The organism is Streptomyces sp. NPDC057900, assembly GCF_042887885.1.
Classification (GTDB): domain Bacteria; phylum Actinomycetota; class Actinomycetes; order Streptomycetales; family Streptomycetaceae; genus Streptomyces.
Map to the genome: position 1 here is coordinate 1310527 of NZ_JBHVOI010000001.1, position 13931 is coordinate 1324457.

The 13931-nt window shown below is 69.7% G+C and carries 14 protein-coding genes; 4 read left to right on the forward strand and 10 right to left on the reverse strand.

Going from position 1 to position 13931, the window contains the following annotated elements; translation table 11 throughout:
* The first annotated feature begins 74 nt into the window (after positions 1 to 74).
* Positions 75 to 935, forward strand: a complete 861-nt coding sequence (locus tag ACFVQ0_RS05375; RefSeq protein ID WP_390084759.1) for a chitosanase — start codon at positions 75 to 77, stop codon at positions 933 to 935.
* Positions 936 to 1014: 79 nt separating this feature from the next.
* On the opposite strand, the gene ACFVQ0_RS05380 is transcribed toward ACFVQ0_RS05375, so the two are convergent.
* From ACFVQ0_RS05380 to ACFVQ0_RS05425, 10 genes are all read right to left on the reverse strand, one after another.
* Positions 1015 to 2406: a nucleobase:cation symporter-2 family protein gene (locus tag ACFVQ0_RS05380; RefSeq protein WP_390085398.1), complete on the reverse strand. Its 1392-nt coding sequence runs from the start codon at positions 2404 to 2406 to the stop codon at positions 1015 to 1017.
* A gap of 283 nt (positions 2407 to 2689) precedes the next feature.
* Positions 2690 to 4087, reverse strand: coding sequence for an 8-oxoguanine deaminase (locus ACFVQ0_RS05385; RefSeq protein WP_390084761.1), 1398 nt, complete (start codon positions 4085 to 4087; stop codon positions 2690 to 2692).
* 42 nt (positions 4088 to 4129) lie between these two features.
* Positions 4130 to 5527, reverse strand: a complete 1398-nt coding sequence (locus ACFVQ0_RS05390) for a nucleobase:cation symporter-2 family protein (protein ID WP_390084763.1) — start codon at positions 5525 to 5527, stop codon at positions 4130 to 4132.
* A gap of 67 nt (positions 5528 to 5594) precedes the next feature.
* Entirely contained in the window at positions 5595 to 6518 is a 924-nt protein-coding gene (pucL, locus tag ACFVQ0_RS05395; RefSeq protein WP_390084765.1) for a factor-independent urate hydroxylase, read from the reverse strand.
* A 7-nt stretch (positions 6519 to 6525) separates the two neighbouring features.
* A complete protein-coding gene (gene uraH, locus ACFVQ0_RS05400; protein ID WP_390084767.1) occupies positions 6526 to 6918 on the reverse strand; it encodes a hydroxyisourate hydrolase in 393 nt (130 codons plus the stop codon).
* A 28-nt stretch (positions 6919 to 6946) separates the two neighbouring features.
* Positions 6947 to 7456: a 2-oxo-4-hydroxy-4-carboxy-5-ureidoimidazoline decarboxylase gene (gene uraD, locus ACFVQ0_RS05405; RefSeq protein WP_390084769.1), complete on the reverse strand. Its 510-nt coding sequence runs from the start codon at positions 7454 to 7456 to the stop codon at positions 6947 to 6949.
* Positions 7457 to 7632: 176 nt separating this feature from the next.
* Positions 7633 to 8010 carry a helix-turn-helix domain-containing protein gene (locus tag ACFVQ0_RS05410; protein WP_390084771.1) on the reverse strand — a complete coding sequence of 126 codons (378 nt, stop codon included), beginning with the start codon at positions 8008 to 8010 and terminating at the stop codon, positions 7633 to 7635.
* Complete coding sequence (locus ACFVQ0_RS05415) at positions 8007 to 8258, reverse strand: hypothetical protein (protein WP_390084773.1); 252 nt, start codon at positions 8256 to 8258, stop codon at positions 8007 to 8009. The genes ACFVQ0_RS05410 and ACFVQ0_RS05415 overlap by 4 nt, the downstream gene beginning before the upstream one ends.
* An 85-nt stretch (positions 8259 to 8343) precedes the next feature.
* Positions 8344 to 9510, reverse strand: coding sequence for a lactonase family protein (locus tag ACFVQ0_RS05420; RefSeq protein ID WP_390084775.1), 1167 nt, complete (start codon positions 9508 to 9510; stop codon positions 8344 to 8346).
* 178 nt (positions 9511 to 9688) lie between these two features.
* A complete protein-coding gene (locus ACFVQ0_RS05425; protein WP_390084777.1) occupies positions 9689 to 10528 on the reverse strand; it encodes a GntR family transcriptional regulator in 840 nt (279 codons plus the stop codon).
* Positions 10529 to 10786: 258 nt separating this feature from the next.
* Here ACFVQ0_RS05425 and ACFVQ0_RS05430 point away from each other — a divergent pair, with 258 nt between their 5' ends.
* From ACFVQ0_RS05430 to ACFVQ0_RS05440, 3 genes are read left to right on the forward strand one after another with little or no spacing between them, the layout of a single operon-like run.
* Positions 10787 to 12055: an extracellular solute-binding protein gene (locus ACFVQ0_RS05430; protein WP_390084779.1), complete on the forward strand. Its 1269-nt coding sequence runs from the start codon at positions 10787 to 10789 to the stop codon at positions 12053 to 12055.
* A gap of 51 nt (positions 12056 to 12106) precedes the next feature.
* Positions 12107 to 13093 carry a carbohydrate ABC transporter permease gene (locus ACFVQ0_RS05435; protein ID WP_390084781.1) on the forward strand — a complete coding sequence of 329 codons (987 nt, stop codon included), beginning with the start codon at positions 12107 to 12109 and terminating at the stop codon, positions 13091 to 13093.
* Positions 13090 to 13929 carry a carbohydrate ABC transporter permease gene (locus ACFVQ0_RS05440; protein ID WP_390084783.1) on the forward strand — a complete coding sequence of 280 codons (840 nt, stop codon included), beginning with the start codon at positions 13090 to 13092 and terminating at the stop codon, positions 13927 to 13929. Before ACFVQ0_RS05435 ends, ACFVQ0_RS05440 begins: the two co-directional genes overlap by 4 nt.
* Positions 13930 to 13931: the final 2 nt, after the last annotated feature.

Genomic DNA, 13931 nt, shown 5'->3' on the forward strand with positions numbered 1-13931 from the left:
ACGACACTCGTTCGACTCTGATAGGAAAGCTTCCTAACAGAAGAGTCGGAACGACGAACTCCCTTGGAGGACTGGTGAACGCTCCCCACAAGCGCACCGCACGTCGCAACACCCGTACGCTGCGCGTCGCGCTCGTCGCGCTCGGGCTGACACTCACGGCTGTTCCCGCCACCGCATTCGCCGGCACCCCCGCACCGCCGGCCGTTCACCACCAGGAGGCCGCCGCGACCGGGCTGGACGATCCGGCGAAGAAGGAGATCGCCATGCAGCTGGTCTCCAGCGCGGAGAACTCCTCGCTGGACTGGAAGTCCCAGTACAAGTACATCGAGGACATCGACGACGGCCGCGGCTACACCGCGGGCATCATCGGCTTCTGCTCCGGCACCGGCGACATGCTGGACCTGGTGGAGCTGTACACCCAGCGCGAGCCGGGCAACCCGCTCGCGAAGTACCTGCCCGCGCTGCGCGAGGTGGACGGCACCGACTCGCACGACGGGCTCGACCCCGGCTTCCAGGCCGCCTGGAAGAAGGCCGCGGCCGACTCGGCGTTCCAGCAGGCGCAGAACGACGAGCGCGACCGGGTGTACTTCGATCCGGCGGTCGGCCGGGGCAAGAGCGACGGACTGGGCACGCTCGGCCAGTTCGCGTACTACGACGCCATCGTCATGCACGGCGACGGCGGCGACAGCACCAGCTTCAGCAGCATCCGCAAGCGTGCCCTCGCGAAGGCGAAGCCCCCGGCCCAGGGCGGCGACGAGGTCGCCTACCTCAACGCCTTCCTGGACGCGCGGGTCTGGGCCATGCAGCAGGAGGAGGCCCACTCGGACACCAGCCGGGTGGACACCGCCCAGCGGGTGTTCCTGAAGAAGGGCAATCTGAACCTGGACCCGCCGCTCGACTGGAAGGTGTACGGCGACAGCTTCCACATCGGCTGACGGTTCCGGGCACGGCTGTGGCGCGTACGGCTCCCCCTCGCGGGCGGTGCCGTACGCGCCACGGCGCTGTGACGGTACGTCAGTGCACGTTGACCGGAGCCGCGTTGGCGAGCTCCTCGGTCACCGTCTCGGCATCCTCCTCCTCGTCCGGCTTTCGGCCGAGGTGGTTGAAGGCCAGGTTGAGGACGATCGCCACCACGCATCCGGTGGAGATCCCGGAGTCCAGCACCACGAGCAGGTCCTTGGGGAAGGCGTGGTAGAAGTCCGGCGCGGCGATCGGGATCAGCCCTATACCGACGGCCGCGGCCACGATCAGCGCGTTCTCACCCTTCTCCAGAGCGGCGGTCGCCAGGGTCTGGATGCCGCTCGCGGCGACAGAGCCGAAGAGCACGATGCCCGCGCCGCCGAGCACCGGCAGCGGGACGAGCGCGATCACGGACGCGGCCACCGGGACCAGCCCGAGCACGATGAGGATGCCGCCGCCCGTGGCCACCACGAAGCGGCTGCGGACCTTGGTCATCGCGACCAGTCCGATGTTCTGGGCGAAGGCGCTGCACATGAAGCCGTTGAACAGCGGGCTGACGGCACTGCCCAGGGTGTCGGCGCGCAGGCCGCCCTCGATGGTTCGCTCGTCGGCCGGGCGGTCGACGATCTTGCCGAGGGCCAGCATGTCCGCGGTCGACTCGGTCATGCAGACCAGCATGACGATGCACATCGAGACGATCGCGGCGATCTCGAACTGCGGTGCCCCGAAGTGGAACGGGGTCGGGAAGCCGACGACGTCGGCGTCCTTGATGGCACCGAAGTCGGTGATGCCGACCGGGATCGCGATGAGCGTGCCGGCGATGAGTCCGAGCAGGATCGCGATCTGCTGGAGGAAGCCGCGGAGCAGCTTCCTCAGCGCGAGGACGATCACCAGGGTGACCGCCGCCATGATGATGTTGGTGGTGGATCCGTAGTCGTCGGCCGTGGCGTTGCCGCCCTGGGACCAGTTGAAGGCGACCGGCAGCAGGGAGACACCGATCAGGGTGATGACCGTGCCGGTGACGACGGGCGGGAAGAAGCGGACCAGTTTGCAGAAGTAGGGCGCGAGGACGAAGCCGAGGAGGCTGGCGACGATGATCGCGCCGAAGATGACGGCGATGCCGTCGTGCCCCCGGTCCTTGCCGATCGCGACCATGGGTGTGACCCCGGCGAACGAGACGCCGTTGACGAACGGCAGCCGGGCACCGATCCGCCAGAATCCGAGGGTCTGGAGCAGGGTGGCGATGCCCGCGGTGAACAGGCTCGCCGCCACCAGGAAGGCGGTCTCCTTCGGGGTGAGCCCCACGGCGGGGCCCACCACCATGGGCGGGGCCACCACACCCGCGTACATCGCGGCCACGTGCTGGAGGCCGCTGGTGAACATCTTCAGTGGGGGAAGGGTCTCGTCGACCGGATGAGTGCGGTCGGACTGGGCCGGCTCCGATATGTCGGGGTCGGATGCTGCGTCTGCGTCATTGCGAAACCTGGGCTTGGCTGCCACGGCGGTTCCTCCGGTCGGGTACACGTCTGCGGTGACGTGGGTATCAGGGAGGTGGAGCGTTGGTGCAGGTCGTGCAGCTGGTGCGGGCAGCTTGGGTTCAGCGGTACGGGAGGCGCGTACGTATGGGTACGCGCCTCCCGTACCGGTTGCCGTGGGCCCCGCTCGGGTCCACGGCGGCCGGTCGAGGGCCGTCCCCCTCGGCCGGCCTGTCGGGGGGCGCCGGCAGCCGTCAGGCTCCGGCGGCGATCTGCGCGAGGCGGCGGGCCTCGTCGCGGGTGGCGCGGGCGATCGAGTCCTCGTCCACGGTGGTCAGGTGGTTGCCCTCGACGACCGGCTTGCCGTCGACGAGCGAGAGGGTGACGGGGGCCGCGGCGCCGAACACCAGGGCGGTCACCGGGTCGGCGATGGAGGCGTGGGCGATGGTGTCCAGCTTCCACAGGACCAGGTCCGCGAGCTTGCCGGGCTCCAGCGAGCCGATCTGGTCGGCACGGCCGAGGACCTGGGCGCCGCCGTACGTGCCCAGGCGCAGCGCCTGACGGGCGTTCAGGGCGCGTTCGCGGTGCGGGCCGAGGCGGTTGATGAGGAGGGCGTTGCGCAGTTCGGTGTGGAGCTCGCCGGACTCGTTGGACGCGGTGCCGTCGACGCCGAGGCCGACCGGGACGCCGGCGGCGAGCATGTCCGGGACCCGGGCGATGCCCGCGGCGAGCCGGGCGTTGGAGGACGGGCAGTGCGCGACGCCGGTGCCGGTGCGGGCGAAGGCGGCGATGTCGGAGTCGTTCATGTGGACGCAGTGCGCCATCCACACGTCCTCGCCGAGCCAGCCGGTCGACTCGAAGTAGTCGGTCGGGCCCATGCCGAAGAGCTCGTGGCAGAACTTCTCCTCCTCCACGGTCTCCGAGCCGTGGGTGTGCAGCCGCACTCCGCGACGGCGGGCCAACTCGGCTCCCTGCCGCATCAGTTCGGTGGACACGGAGAACGGGGAGCAGGGCGCGACGGCGATCTGGGTCATCGCGTCGAAGGAGGCGTCGTGGTGCGCGTCGATGGTGGCCTCGGTGGCGGCGAGGGCGCCTTCGAGGGTCTCCACGGCGAAGTCCGGCGGCAGCCCGCCGTCCTTCTCGCTGCGGTCCATGGAGCCTCGGGCGAGGGTGAACCGTACGCCCATCTCACGGGCGGCGCCGATGATCGCGCCGGACAGGTCGCCGGAGCCCTTCGGGTACACGTAGTGGTGGTCCATCGCGGTGGTGACACCGCCCCGGGCCAGCATGGCGAGCGAGCCCTGCGCGGCGGCGCGGGCCATCGGCTCGTCGATGCGCGCCCAGGTCGGGTACAGCGCGACCAGCCACTCGAAGAGGTTGTGGTCGGTCGCCAGGCCGCGGGTGATCCACTGGTAGAAGTGGTGGTGCGTGTTGATCAGGCCGGGCGTGACGAGATGACCGGTGCCGTCGATCCCGCGTACGACGTTGTCCAGGCCCTCCGGTGCCCGGCCGGCGCCGACCGACTCGATGCGGTTGCCGGCGACGACGATGTGGCCCGAGGCGTACTCGGTGTCGTCGGCGTCGACGGTGGCGATCGAACAGTTCTCGATGACGATGCGTTCCACGCGCTCGGTCGCTGCCTGTGCTGCCATGGTGCTTCCTTCTCTCATCAGCGATGTGGGCACGGCAGGACCCTAGGAGGATTTGAGTGCCACGGCCGAGCGGCTGTGGGTGCCGAGATGGTGGAAGAAGAGGTTGAGCAGGACCGCGACGAGCGCTCCGGCGCTGATGCCGGAGCCCAGGACGGTCTGCGCCCAGGACGGGAATCCCGCGTAGAATCCGGGCGCGGCGAGCGGGATGATGCCCGCGCCGAGCGCCACGGCGACCAGGATGATGTTGGAGCTGTCGTCGAGCCCGGCCTCGGAGAGCGTACGGATGCCGCTCACCGCGATCGAGCCGAACAGGACGATCCCCGCGCCGCCGAGGACGGGCATCGGGACGAGCGAGACGACCGCGCCGAGCACCGGGAAGACGCCGAGGATCAGCAGGGCGCCGCCGGCGGTCGCGACCACGTACCGGCTCCGCACCTTGGTGAGGGAGACCACGCCGACGTTCTGCGCGAAGGCGCTCGTGGGGAAGCCGCCGAAGACCGGTCCGACGAGGGTGGCGATGCCGTCGGTGCGCAGTCCCCGGGTGATGGTCCGGCCGTCGGTGGGCCGGTCGCAGATCTCACCGAGGGCCAGCATTCCGGCGGACGACTCGGTCATCAGGACGAGCATCACGATGCAGAGGGAGAGGATCGCGGCGGGCTGGAACTCCGGTGCGCCGAAGGCGAAGGGGGTGGGCAGTGCGGCGAGCGGAGCGGAGCGCAGGGCGGAGAAGTCAGCGAGGCCGAACGGGATGGCGGCCAAGGTACCTATCAACAGCCCCATCAGCAAGGCGACTTGCTTGAGGAAGCCTCGACCGAACCGCTGGATGACCAGGATGACGGCCAGTGTGAAGGCGGCCAGCGCGAGGTACTTCATCGCGCCGAAGTCGGCGGCGGTCTTGTCGCCGCCCTGGGCCCAGGAGACCGGGACCGGCATCAGGGTGACGCCGATGAGCGTGATGACGACGCCGGTGACGAGCGGCGGGAAGAACCGGAGCAGTCTTCCGAAGAACGGCCCCACGAACAGACAGAACACGCCTGCGACGAGCACCGCCCCATAGATCGCCGGGAGTTGGTGACCCGGCGCGCTGGTCTCCGCGATGGCGAGCATCGGCGCGATCCCGGCGGAGGAGGCGGCGTTGACGAACGGCAGCCGGTTACCGGCGAAGCCCCCGATGCCGAGGGTCTGCATGATGGTGGCGCAGCCGGCGATGAGGAGGCTGGCCGCGATCAGCCGGGTCAGCCCGGCCGTGTCGAGGCCGACGGCCTGTCCGATGATGAGCGGAGGAGTGACGACACCCGCGTACATGGCGGCGATGTGCTGGAGCGCGGCGGGCAGGAGCCGCGACGGGGCAAGCTTCTCGTCCACCGGATGGATCGGGCCGTCCGGTGGGGTGGGACATGGACCTGCCGAATCTGCCGGCCCAAGTGCTGGCTGTGCCATGGGATTTCCCTCCGGCCCGGCCGGTCCCCGTCCGCTGTGGACGGACGGGGACCGGCGCGGTACCGCGTCAGAGGTTGGTCATGTCGACCGGGATCTGCGGCTCGACGCCGTCGCGCAGCACGGTGGCTTCGATGAGCCCGTACGGGCGGTCGGCCGCGAAGTAGACCTCGTTGTCGTTCTTGAGGCCGAACGGCTCCAGGTCCACCAGGAAGTGGTGGTTGTTCGGCAGCGAGAACCGGATCTCGTCGATCTCGCTGCGGCTGTTGATGATGCGCGAACCCATCTGGTACAGGGTCTGCTGGAGGGAGAGCGAGTACGTCTCCGCGAAGGCTTCGAGCATGTGCTTGCGCGCCTGCTCGTACGACTTCTCCCAGTTCGGCATGCGCGCTTCGTCGCTGGTCCAGTTGTACCGCCAGCGGGCGGACACGTCGGTGGCCAGGACCCGGTCGTACGCCTCCTTGAGCGTCGTGTACTTGTCCTTGACGTAGCCCCAGAACTCGGAGTTGGTCGAGTTCATGACCGTGAGTTCCTTGAGGCCGGAGATGACCTCCCACTTCTCACCGTCGTAGGTGATCTGGGTGGTGCGGGTCTCCTGGCCCTTGCGCACGAAGGAGTGCTTGACCTCGTCGGCGCCGATGAACCGGGAGTTCCCCCCGGAGGTCTCGATGCGCTCCCAGGAGTACTCCTCGATCCGGATCCGGGCGGTGTGGATCGGCTCCTGCGACGACACGAAGTGCCGGGCGAGGTGGATGCCGAACTGCTCGGCGGACTCGATGCCGTGCTCCTTGGCGAACGCGTACACCGTGTTCTTGGTGGTGTCGGTCGGCAGGACGTTCGCGTTGGAGCCGGAGTAGTGGACGTCGTCCATGTCGCCGGAGAGGGCGACCGAGACGTTCAGGTCCTTGATGTGGTGGGTGTCGCCGTCCCGCGTGATCTTGACGACGCGGTTCTCTGCTTTGCCGTACTGGTTCTGGCCGAGAATCGTGGGCATGTGTCTGCTAGCTCCCTCGGTATACGGAGTAGCCGAACGGGTTGAGCAGCAGCGGTACGTGATAGTGCTCGCCCGGGGTGACGGCGAAAGTGATCGCCACCTCGGGGAAGAACGCACCGCTGTCCCTTACGCGGGGGGCGTCCTGCTGCGCCTCGGCTTGCTTCTTGCTGGCGAAGTACGGCTCGGTCTCGAAGTCGAGCCGTACATGGGTGGTGCCCTCCGGCAGGGCCGGCAGGTCCTTGCAGCGCCCGTCCGCATCGGTCGCGGAGCCGCCGAGGGCCACCCACTGCGCGTCGCCGCCGCTGCGGGCCGCGAGCGAGATGGCGACGTCCGCGGCGGGGCGGCCGATGCTGGTGTCCAGGATGTGGGTGGACACCGATGCGGTGGCGAAGGTGCTCAAGACCTTCACTCTCCTTCGGTTGCGAGTCTTACGCGTCTTCCGTGACGAGACGGTTCAGCCTGATGCGGTTGATCTTGCCCAGTTCGGTGCGCACGTGTCCGCGCTCCTCCTCGGGCGAGTTCCCGGACCGGGTCTTCAGCGCGTCGCGCATCTGCTCACCGGTGGCCCCGGTGGCGCAGATCAGGAAGACGTGTCCGAACCGCTCCTGGTAGGCCAGGTTGAGTTCGAGCATTTCGGTCTTGAGCTCCTCGGTGGCGCCGGCCATCCCCCGCTGTTCGCGGGAGGAGGTCGGGTCCCCGGGCTTCGGGCGGCCGATCGGCGGGTGGCCGGCCATGGCTTCGGCCAGGTCCTGCGCGTCGAGGGCCGCCGTGGCGGTGTCGCTCGCGCGGAACAGGGCTTCGGCCGTGGCGTAGGGGCGCCCGGAGAGGATCGCTCTCCCCCAGGCCGCACTGGCACAGACCTCGTGCAGTGCTGCGGCCGCCTCGCGGTCCGCCAGGGTGTTGAACCGGGCCAGGCCCGGTGTGGAGCTCGAAGTCACGGGAGCCTCCGTGGCTGTTTTTCGCTGTGCGTCGGTCGGGCTGCGGATAGCTAACGCCCTCCACAACACCACGTCAACACTTTGTTGAAATTACGTTCATGTAAAAGGCCGTCGCCCGATGATCCGGACGACGGCCTTCCGTGACACTGCGCGGACCGGGACGGCCGCGGACCCAACTACTCGCTCTTCGGGCCGATATCCCTGTTCAGGTAGTTGTAGACGGTGAATCGGGAGACCCCCAGGGCCCCCGCCACCGTCTCCACACCGTGCCGCACGGAGAAGGCACCGCGTGCCTCCAGGGTCCGGACGGCCTCCTGCTTCGCTCTGCGGTCCAGTTCGGCGAGCGGCATGCCGTGCCGGCGCTCCATGGCGGCGAGAATGTGATCCAGCGAGTCCGAGAGCTGCGGGAGCCGGACCGCGATGACGTCGAGGCCCTCCCAGGCCAGCACGACGTCGTCGGGGAGCGCCTCCGCCGGACCGAGCAGCTCTGCGCCCATGGCGTCGACGAGCGGTTTGACCGCGGCGACGAGGGGATGGTCCGCGGGCTCGGTCACTTGGAGTCCTCTCCGATCACGTTGACCTGGAGGGAGACCCGGGTGGCACCCGATGCCAGGGCCTGGCGCAGGAGGGAGTCCACCGCGGTGAGCACCTCGTCGGCGCCGCCCTCGGCCGTGTTGCCGAAGGGGCCGACGTCCACGGCGTCCAGATCGGCCGACTGGACGATCTCGCGGGCGACGACGGCGTGCGCCGGCGCCTCGTCGAGATCGAAGGGCTCGGTGGTGAACTCCACTCTCAAGCGCACGGTGCCTCCATGGTGCGGGTCGCCGCGGCGGGGAACCCCCGCAGCTCGGGCACGACCCTAACGGACGGGCACCGGCGCACCCGCCTCAGAGCGGCAGCACGCAGACCGCCGCCGGGGCGGGGAAGGGCGTCCCGACGGACTCCAGCGCGCCGCTCTCCGCGTCGACCCGGAACACCGTGACCGTGCCGGACTTCTGGTTGGCGGCCAGCAGGAGCGTCCCGTCCGGGGAGAAGGCGATGTGCCGGGGGAAGTCGCCGCCCACCGGCACGGTGTCCAGCAGCCGCAGCGTGGCCCCGTCGTCCTCGACGGCGTACCTGGTGAGGCTGTTGTGCCCCCGGTTGGCCAGGTAGGCGAAGCGGCCGTCCCCGGTGACCAGCAGCTGGGCGGGGTAGCTGGTGCCGCTGCCCGTTCCGGTGGGCTGCGGGGCGCCCGGGGTCAGCGCACCGGTGGCGGAGTCGTAGCCGCAGACCACGACCGTGTTGTCGACCTCGCAGGCCAGGTAGGCGTACCGGCCACCGGGGTGGAAGGTGAGGGCGCGCGGCCCTGCGCCGGGGCGCAGTGCGGCGTACGAGAGCTGCTCCAGGGTGCCCCGGTCCTCGTCGAGCCGGTAGGTGTACACCGTGTCGTTGCCCAGGTCGACGGCGAGGATGTGGCCGCCCGGTGCGGTGATGATCTGGTGGGCGTGCGGCCCGTCCTGGCCCGGTCCCGGCGCGGGGGCGGTGTGGGCGACCAGGTCGGTGCGCTCCCCCGGGGTGCCGTCGGCGGCGAGGGGGTGCACCGCGACGCTGCCGGAGGTGTAGTTGGCGCTGAACAGCCACTTTCCGCCGGGGTGCACGGAGAGGTGGGCGGGTCCGGCGCCGCCGGTGTCCCGCGTCCCCAGCACCCGGAAGGTCCCGTCGGCGGCGAGCGCCACCGCCGTGACGCCGCCCTGCTGCTGCTCGTCGACGGCGTAGAGCGTGGAGCCGGTGGGGTGCAGCGCGAGGTACGAGGGGTTCTCGACGCCGGTGACGACGGTGCGGTCGGTGATGGTGCCGGCGGCCGGGTCGTACGAGGCCACACCGATTCCGGTGCCGCCCGGTGTCGTCGAGGTGTAGGTGCCGAGGAAGAGCGTCGCGGTTTTGCGGACCCCCTCCCCGGTGGCGCGCGGTGCCCGCCCCGGATGTCCGGAGCGGGGCAGCGAGGGGGCGGCGGCGAGCGCGCCGCCCGCCAGGAGTGCTCCGAGAAGGGTGCGGCGGCTGGTGGGGGTGGTCATGCGAGGCACCTCGTGGGGTCGGCTGCGTCGGATGTGTCAGCCACAGTGGCCTGCCCCGGAGACCGGCGCAAGACTCGCACCGGTCATTGCGCGGGGCGCAACGCGCGTGCGCACCGCACGGCACGGCAGCGGGGAGCAACGCGTGCGCGGGCCGCGACGCACACGGGGCCGCACGGCCTCAGCCGCCGGACTGGATGTCGCCGCGGGTGGACGAGGTGATCAGGTCCCCCTGGGCGAAGTCGCCCGGTGGGATCCCCGGGTGGTGTCCGCCCTCCACGGGCCGTACGGCCGCGGCGGGGCCGAGGGCCAGCCGGGAGACGATCCGGTAGCGGTCGCCCCGGTAGAGCGAGTGCACGTACTCCACGGGGCAGCCGGTGGTGTCCGAGGTCAGCCGCTCGAAGAGCAGGGCGGGGGACAGCTCGGGCACGTCGAGCAGCTTGGCCTCCGCGCGCGTCACCACGGTCGGCTCGATCGCCTGGACCGCTTCGTGGACGTGCACGTCGTGGCGCTCGCGCAGGTGCTCGTAGAGGTCGCCGTCCTCCAGCTCCTGGGCCGACAGCCCCGGCACCAGCTCGGCCCTGATGTGCAGGTGCTCGATCGCCATCGGAGCGCCGTCGACCAGCCGCAGCCGGGCGACGTACACGATCTCGGCGGCCGGCGACATGCGCAGCTTGCGGCCGACCCGGGCACCGGCCTGGAGGGTGGTGAACTCCAGCAGCCGGCTCGACCAGGCACCCGCCGCCTGCGGGACGGACAGGGCCAGATCGGCGGAGATCAGTTCCTGGGTGATCTTCGCGGGTGCGACGAACATCCCTCTGCCGTGCTCGCGCACGAGCAGCCCGGCGGCCACCAGCTCGTCGACCGCGGCACGCAGGGTGGGCCGGGAGACGCCGAGCGTGGCGCAGAGGGACCGCTCCGAGGGGATGGCGTCACCCGGCCGGCGCGACTCGATCAGCTCCAGTACGGCGTCGCGGGCCCGTTCCCGTTTGAGCACCGTCCCCGGTGCGTCGGCGTCCATGCGATGCCCCTCCTGACACATTTCTCATTGACCAGTTGAACGACCAGTCGAACCAATCTCCCTACTGGTCAAGTGGATTGTAGCCGCTGTCGCGTGAATCCCGAGGAGTCGATTTCCCGGTAGATCGCCAGAACCCTTTGTTACCAAGGGACTTGACGGCTCTATTGGTCTATGCCACCTTCATCCACCATCAAGAGGTGAGCTGTCCAGTGGGCTTCACTGGTCAGGTGGTCAGGTCCTGTTCTCCAGAGGTGAACCGTGAAGTACCGCTTGCTTGCCGGTGGGTCCGCGCTTGTGATGGCCGCCGTTCTGAGTGCGTGCAGCTCCTCGTCCGACTCCGCCGGGAAGTCCGGTGACGGGCCGACGGACATCGACGTGTGGCTGATGCGCGACAGCGTCTCCGCCGAGTTCCAGAAGGACTTCGTGAAGGGCTTCGAGGCCGCACACCCCACGATCAAGGTCCGGGTGCAGATCCAGGAGTGGGACGGCATCGGCGAGAAGATCACCGCCGCGCTGGCCAGCAACGACGCACCGGACGTCATCGAGAGCGGCAACACCCAGGTCGCGCAGTTCGCCCAGAGCGGCGGGCTGCTCGACCTCAGCGACAGGACCGACGAGCTGAACGGCAAGGACTGGCTCAAGGGGCTCGCCGAGCCGGGGGCGTACGAGGGCAAGCAGTACGGCATCCCGTACTACGCGGCCAACCGCGTCGTCATCTACCGCACCGACCTGTTCGAGAAGGCCGGGGTCGACGCCTCCGCGATCAAGACGCGCGAGCAGTGGCTCGCCGCCACCGCGAAGCTCAACAAGGGCGGCACGCAGGGCATCTACCTGCCAGGACAGATGTGGTACGCGCTGGCCGGGTTCATCTGGGACGAGGGCGGCGACCTCGCCACCGAGTCCGGCGGGAAGTGGAAGGGCGCCCTGGACACCCCGCAGGCGCTGCGCGGCATGAAGTTCTACGGGCAGCTCCAGGCCCTGGGCAAGGGCCCGAGGGATTCCGACGAGGACGATCCGCCCCAGGCCGACGTCATGGCCAAGGGGCAGGTGGCCCAGGTGATCTCCACCCCGGGCGGCGCGAGCGTGGTCGTGGAGAAGAACGCGGCCCTCAAGGGGAAGCTCGGCTTCTTCCCGGTCCCGGGCAAGAGCGCGGGCACCCCGGGGGCCGTCTTCACCGGCGGCTCCGACCTGGTGATCCCCACGGCCTCCGGTCATCAGGAAGCCGCGCTCACCTTCGTCAAGGAGCTCACCGGCGACGCCTGGCAGAAGAAGCTGGCCGTGGCCATGAGCTACGTACCGAACCGGACGACCCTGGCCTCCGCGGTGGCGGACGACCCGGGTGCGGCGGCGATGGCGGCCGGCGCCGCGAACGGCCACGCGACGCCCAACACACCTGGCTGGGCGGCCGTCGAGGCGGAGAACCCGATCAAGGACTACATGGCCGCCGTCCTCACGGGCGGCGACCCGGCGAAGGAGGCCGCCAAGGCCTCCGGCGACATCACCCGGGCCATGAACACCGCCTCCTGATCCGCCGCCGCTCCCCGCCCCGCCCGTCCCACCACCGAGAGGAGGCGCGCCGTGCCGGTCATCCGGGAACGGACCGCACCCCCCAGACCCCGGCCCCGGCCGGCACCGCCCGCCTCCGCGCCCGCCCGTCGTCGGCGGCGGTCCGGGGAGCCGCGCGGCCCCTGGCCGTACGTGCTGATCGCACCCGCCGTCGGCGGCATGCTCTACCTGCTCCTCTACCCGCTACTGCGGGCCGTGCTCATCTCGCTCCAGGACTTCAGGCTGCGCCAGCTGATCATGGGCGACGCGGAGTTCGTCGGACTGCGCAACTACCGCACACTGCTGTCCGATCCACGGTTCTGGGAGGTGGTCCGGCGCACCTTCCTGTTCATGGCGGTCAACGTCGTCCTGATCATGGTGATCGCCACTCTGGTCGCCCTGATGACCGAGCGGCTGGGCCGGTTCGCGCGGGGGGTGGTCCTCAGCTCCCTGGTACTGGCCTGGGCCATGCCGGTCATCGCGGCCACCACGGTCTTCCAGTGGCTGTTCCACTCCGAGTTCGGCATCGTCAACCGGCTGCTGACCGGGGCGGGCTTCACCTCGTTCGACCGCTATCCGTGGTTCGCGCACGGCACCGCGGCCTTCTCGATCCTGGTCCTGCTGATCGTCTGGCAGTCGGTGCCCTTCGCGGCGGTCACCGTCTACTCGGCCCTCACCACCGTCCCCGCGGAGCTGTACGAATCGGCCCGGCTGGACGGGGCGACCGCCACCCGGATCTTCCGCTCGGTCACCTTCCCGGTCCTGCGGCCGATCTTCCTGCTGGTCTTCTCCCTCGAAGTGATCTGGACGTTCAAGGCGTTCGTCCAGATCTGGGTGATGACGCGCGGCGGTCCCGGTGACGCCACCACGATCCTGCCCGTCTACGCGGTGCAGACCGCACTGGCCGGACAGCGGTACGACCTGGGCTCCGCCGCCTCGATGGTCACCGTGGTCCTGATGTCCGGGGTGCTCGTCCTCTACTTCCGCCAGATGCTCCGCCAGGAGGACGAATCCCGATGAGCCTGCTGCGCCCGAGACCTCGGCGGATCCCGCTGAACGCCGCCGCCGTACTGACCGTCCTGGTCTGCCTGTTCCCCGTCTACTGGATGATCGCGACCGCGTTCAAACCGTCCCGCGACATCCAGTCCACCGATCCGGACCTCTTTCCGCACACCTGGACGCTCGACCACTTCCGCACGGCCGTACAGGCCGACGGCTTCGGGATGTTCTGGCGCAACAGCCTTATGGTGACGGTCAGTTCGATCCTGCTGGCCCTGCTGGTCGCCATCGCCTCCGCCTACGCGGTGGCCCGGATGCGCTGGAAGGGGCGGCGGCAGTTCATGCTCATGGTCTTCATCGCCCAGATGGCGCCCTGGGAGTCGCTGATCATCCCGATCTACATCATCTCCCGCGACACGGACATGCTGGACCGGCTGCCGACGCTCACGCTCGTGTACTTCATGGTCACGCTGCCGTTCTCCATCGTGGTGCTGCGCGGCTTCATCGCCACCATCCCGCCGGAGCTGGAGGAGGCCGCGCAGGTCGACGGATGCACCAGGACCGGGGCGTTCCGGCGGGTGGCGCTCCCGCTGCTCGCGCCGGGCCTGATGGCGACCTCGCTGTTCGGCTTCATCACCGCGTGGAACGAGTTCGCGTACGCCAACTTCCTGATCATCAAGCACCAGGACAGCCGCACGCTGCCGGTCTGGCTGTCGTCGTTCCAGAACACCTTCGGCACCGACTGGGGCGCCACGATGGCCGCCTCGACCCTGTTCGCCCTGCCCGCGCTGGTGGTCTTCCTGCTGCTCCAGCGCCATGTCACCTCCGGCTTCGCGGCCGGCGCCGTCAAGGGCTGACA

Bases quoted from the DNA above. Each gene is read 5' to 3' on its own strand.
- ACFVQ0_RS05390 (WP_390084763.1), bottom strand. From the start codon at position 5,527: ATGGCACAGCCAGCACTTGGGCCGGCAGATTCGGCAGGTCCATGTCCC.
- pucL (WP_390084765.1), bottom strand. From the start codon at position 6,518: ATGCCCACGATTCTCGGCCAGAACCAGTACGGCAAAGCAGAGAACCGC.
- ACFVQ0_RS05420 (WP_390084775.1), bottom strand. From the start codon at position 9,510: ATGACCACCCCCACCAGCCGCCGCACCCTTCTCGGAGCACTCCTGGCG.
- ACFVQ0_RS05425 (WP_390084777.1), bottom strand. From the start codon at position 10,528: ATGGACGCCGACGCACCGGGGACGGTGCTCAAACGGGAACGGGCCCGC.
- ACFVQ0_RS05385 (WP_390084761.1), bottom strand. From the start codon at position 4,087: ATGGCAGCACAGGCAGCGACCGAGCGCGTGGAACGCATCGTCATCGAG.
- ACFVQ0_RS05440 (WP_390084783.1), top strand. From the start codon at position 13,090: ATGAGCCTGCTGCGCCCGAGACCTCGGCGGATCCCGCTGAACGCCGCC.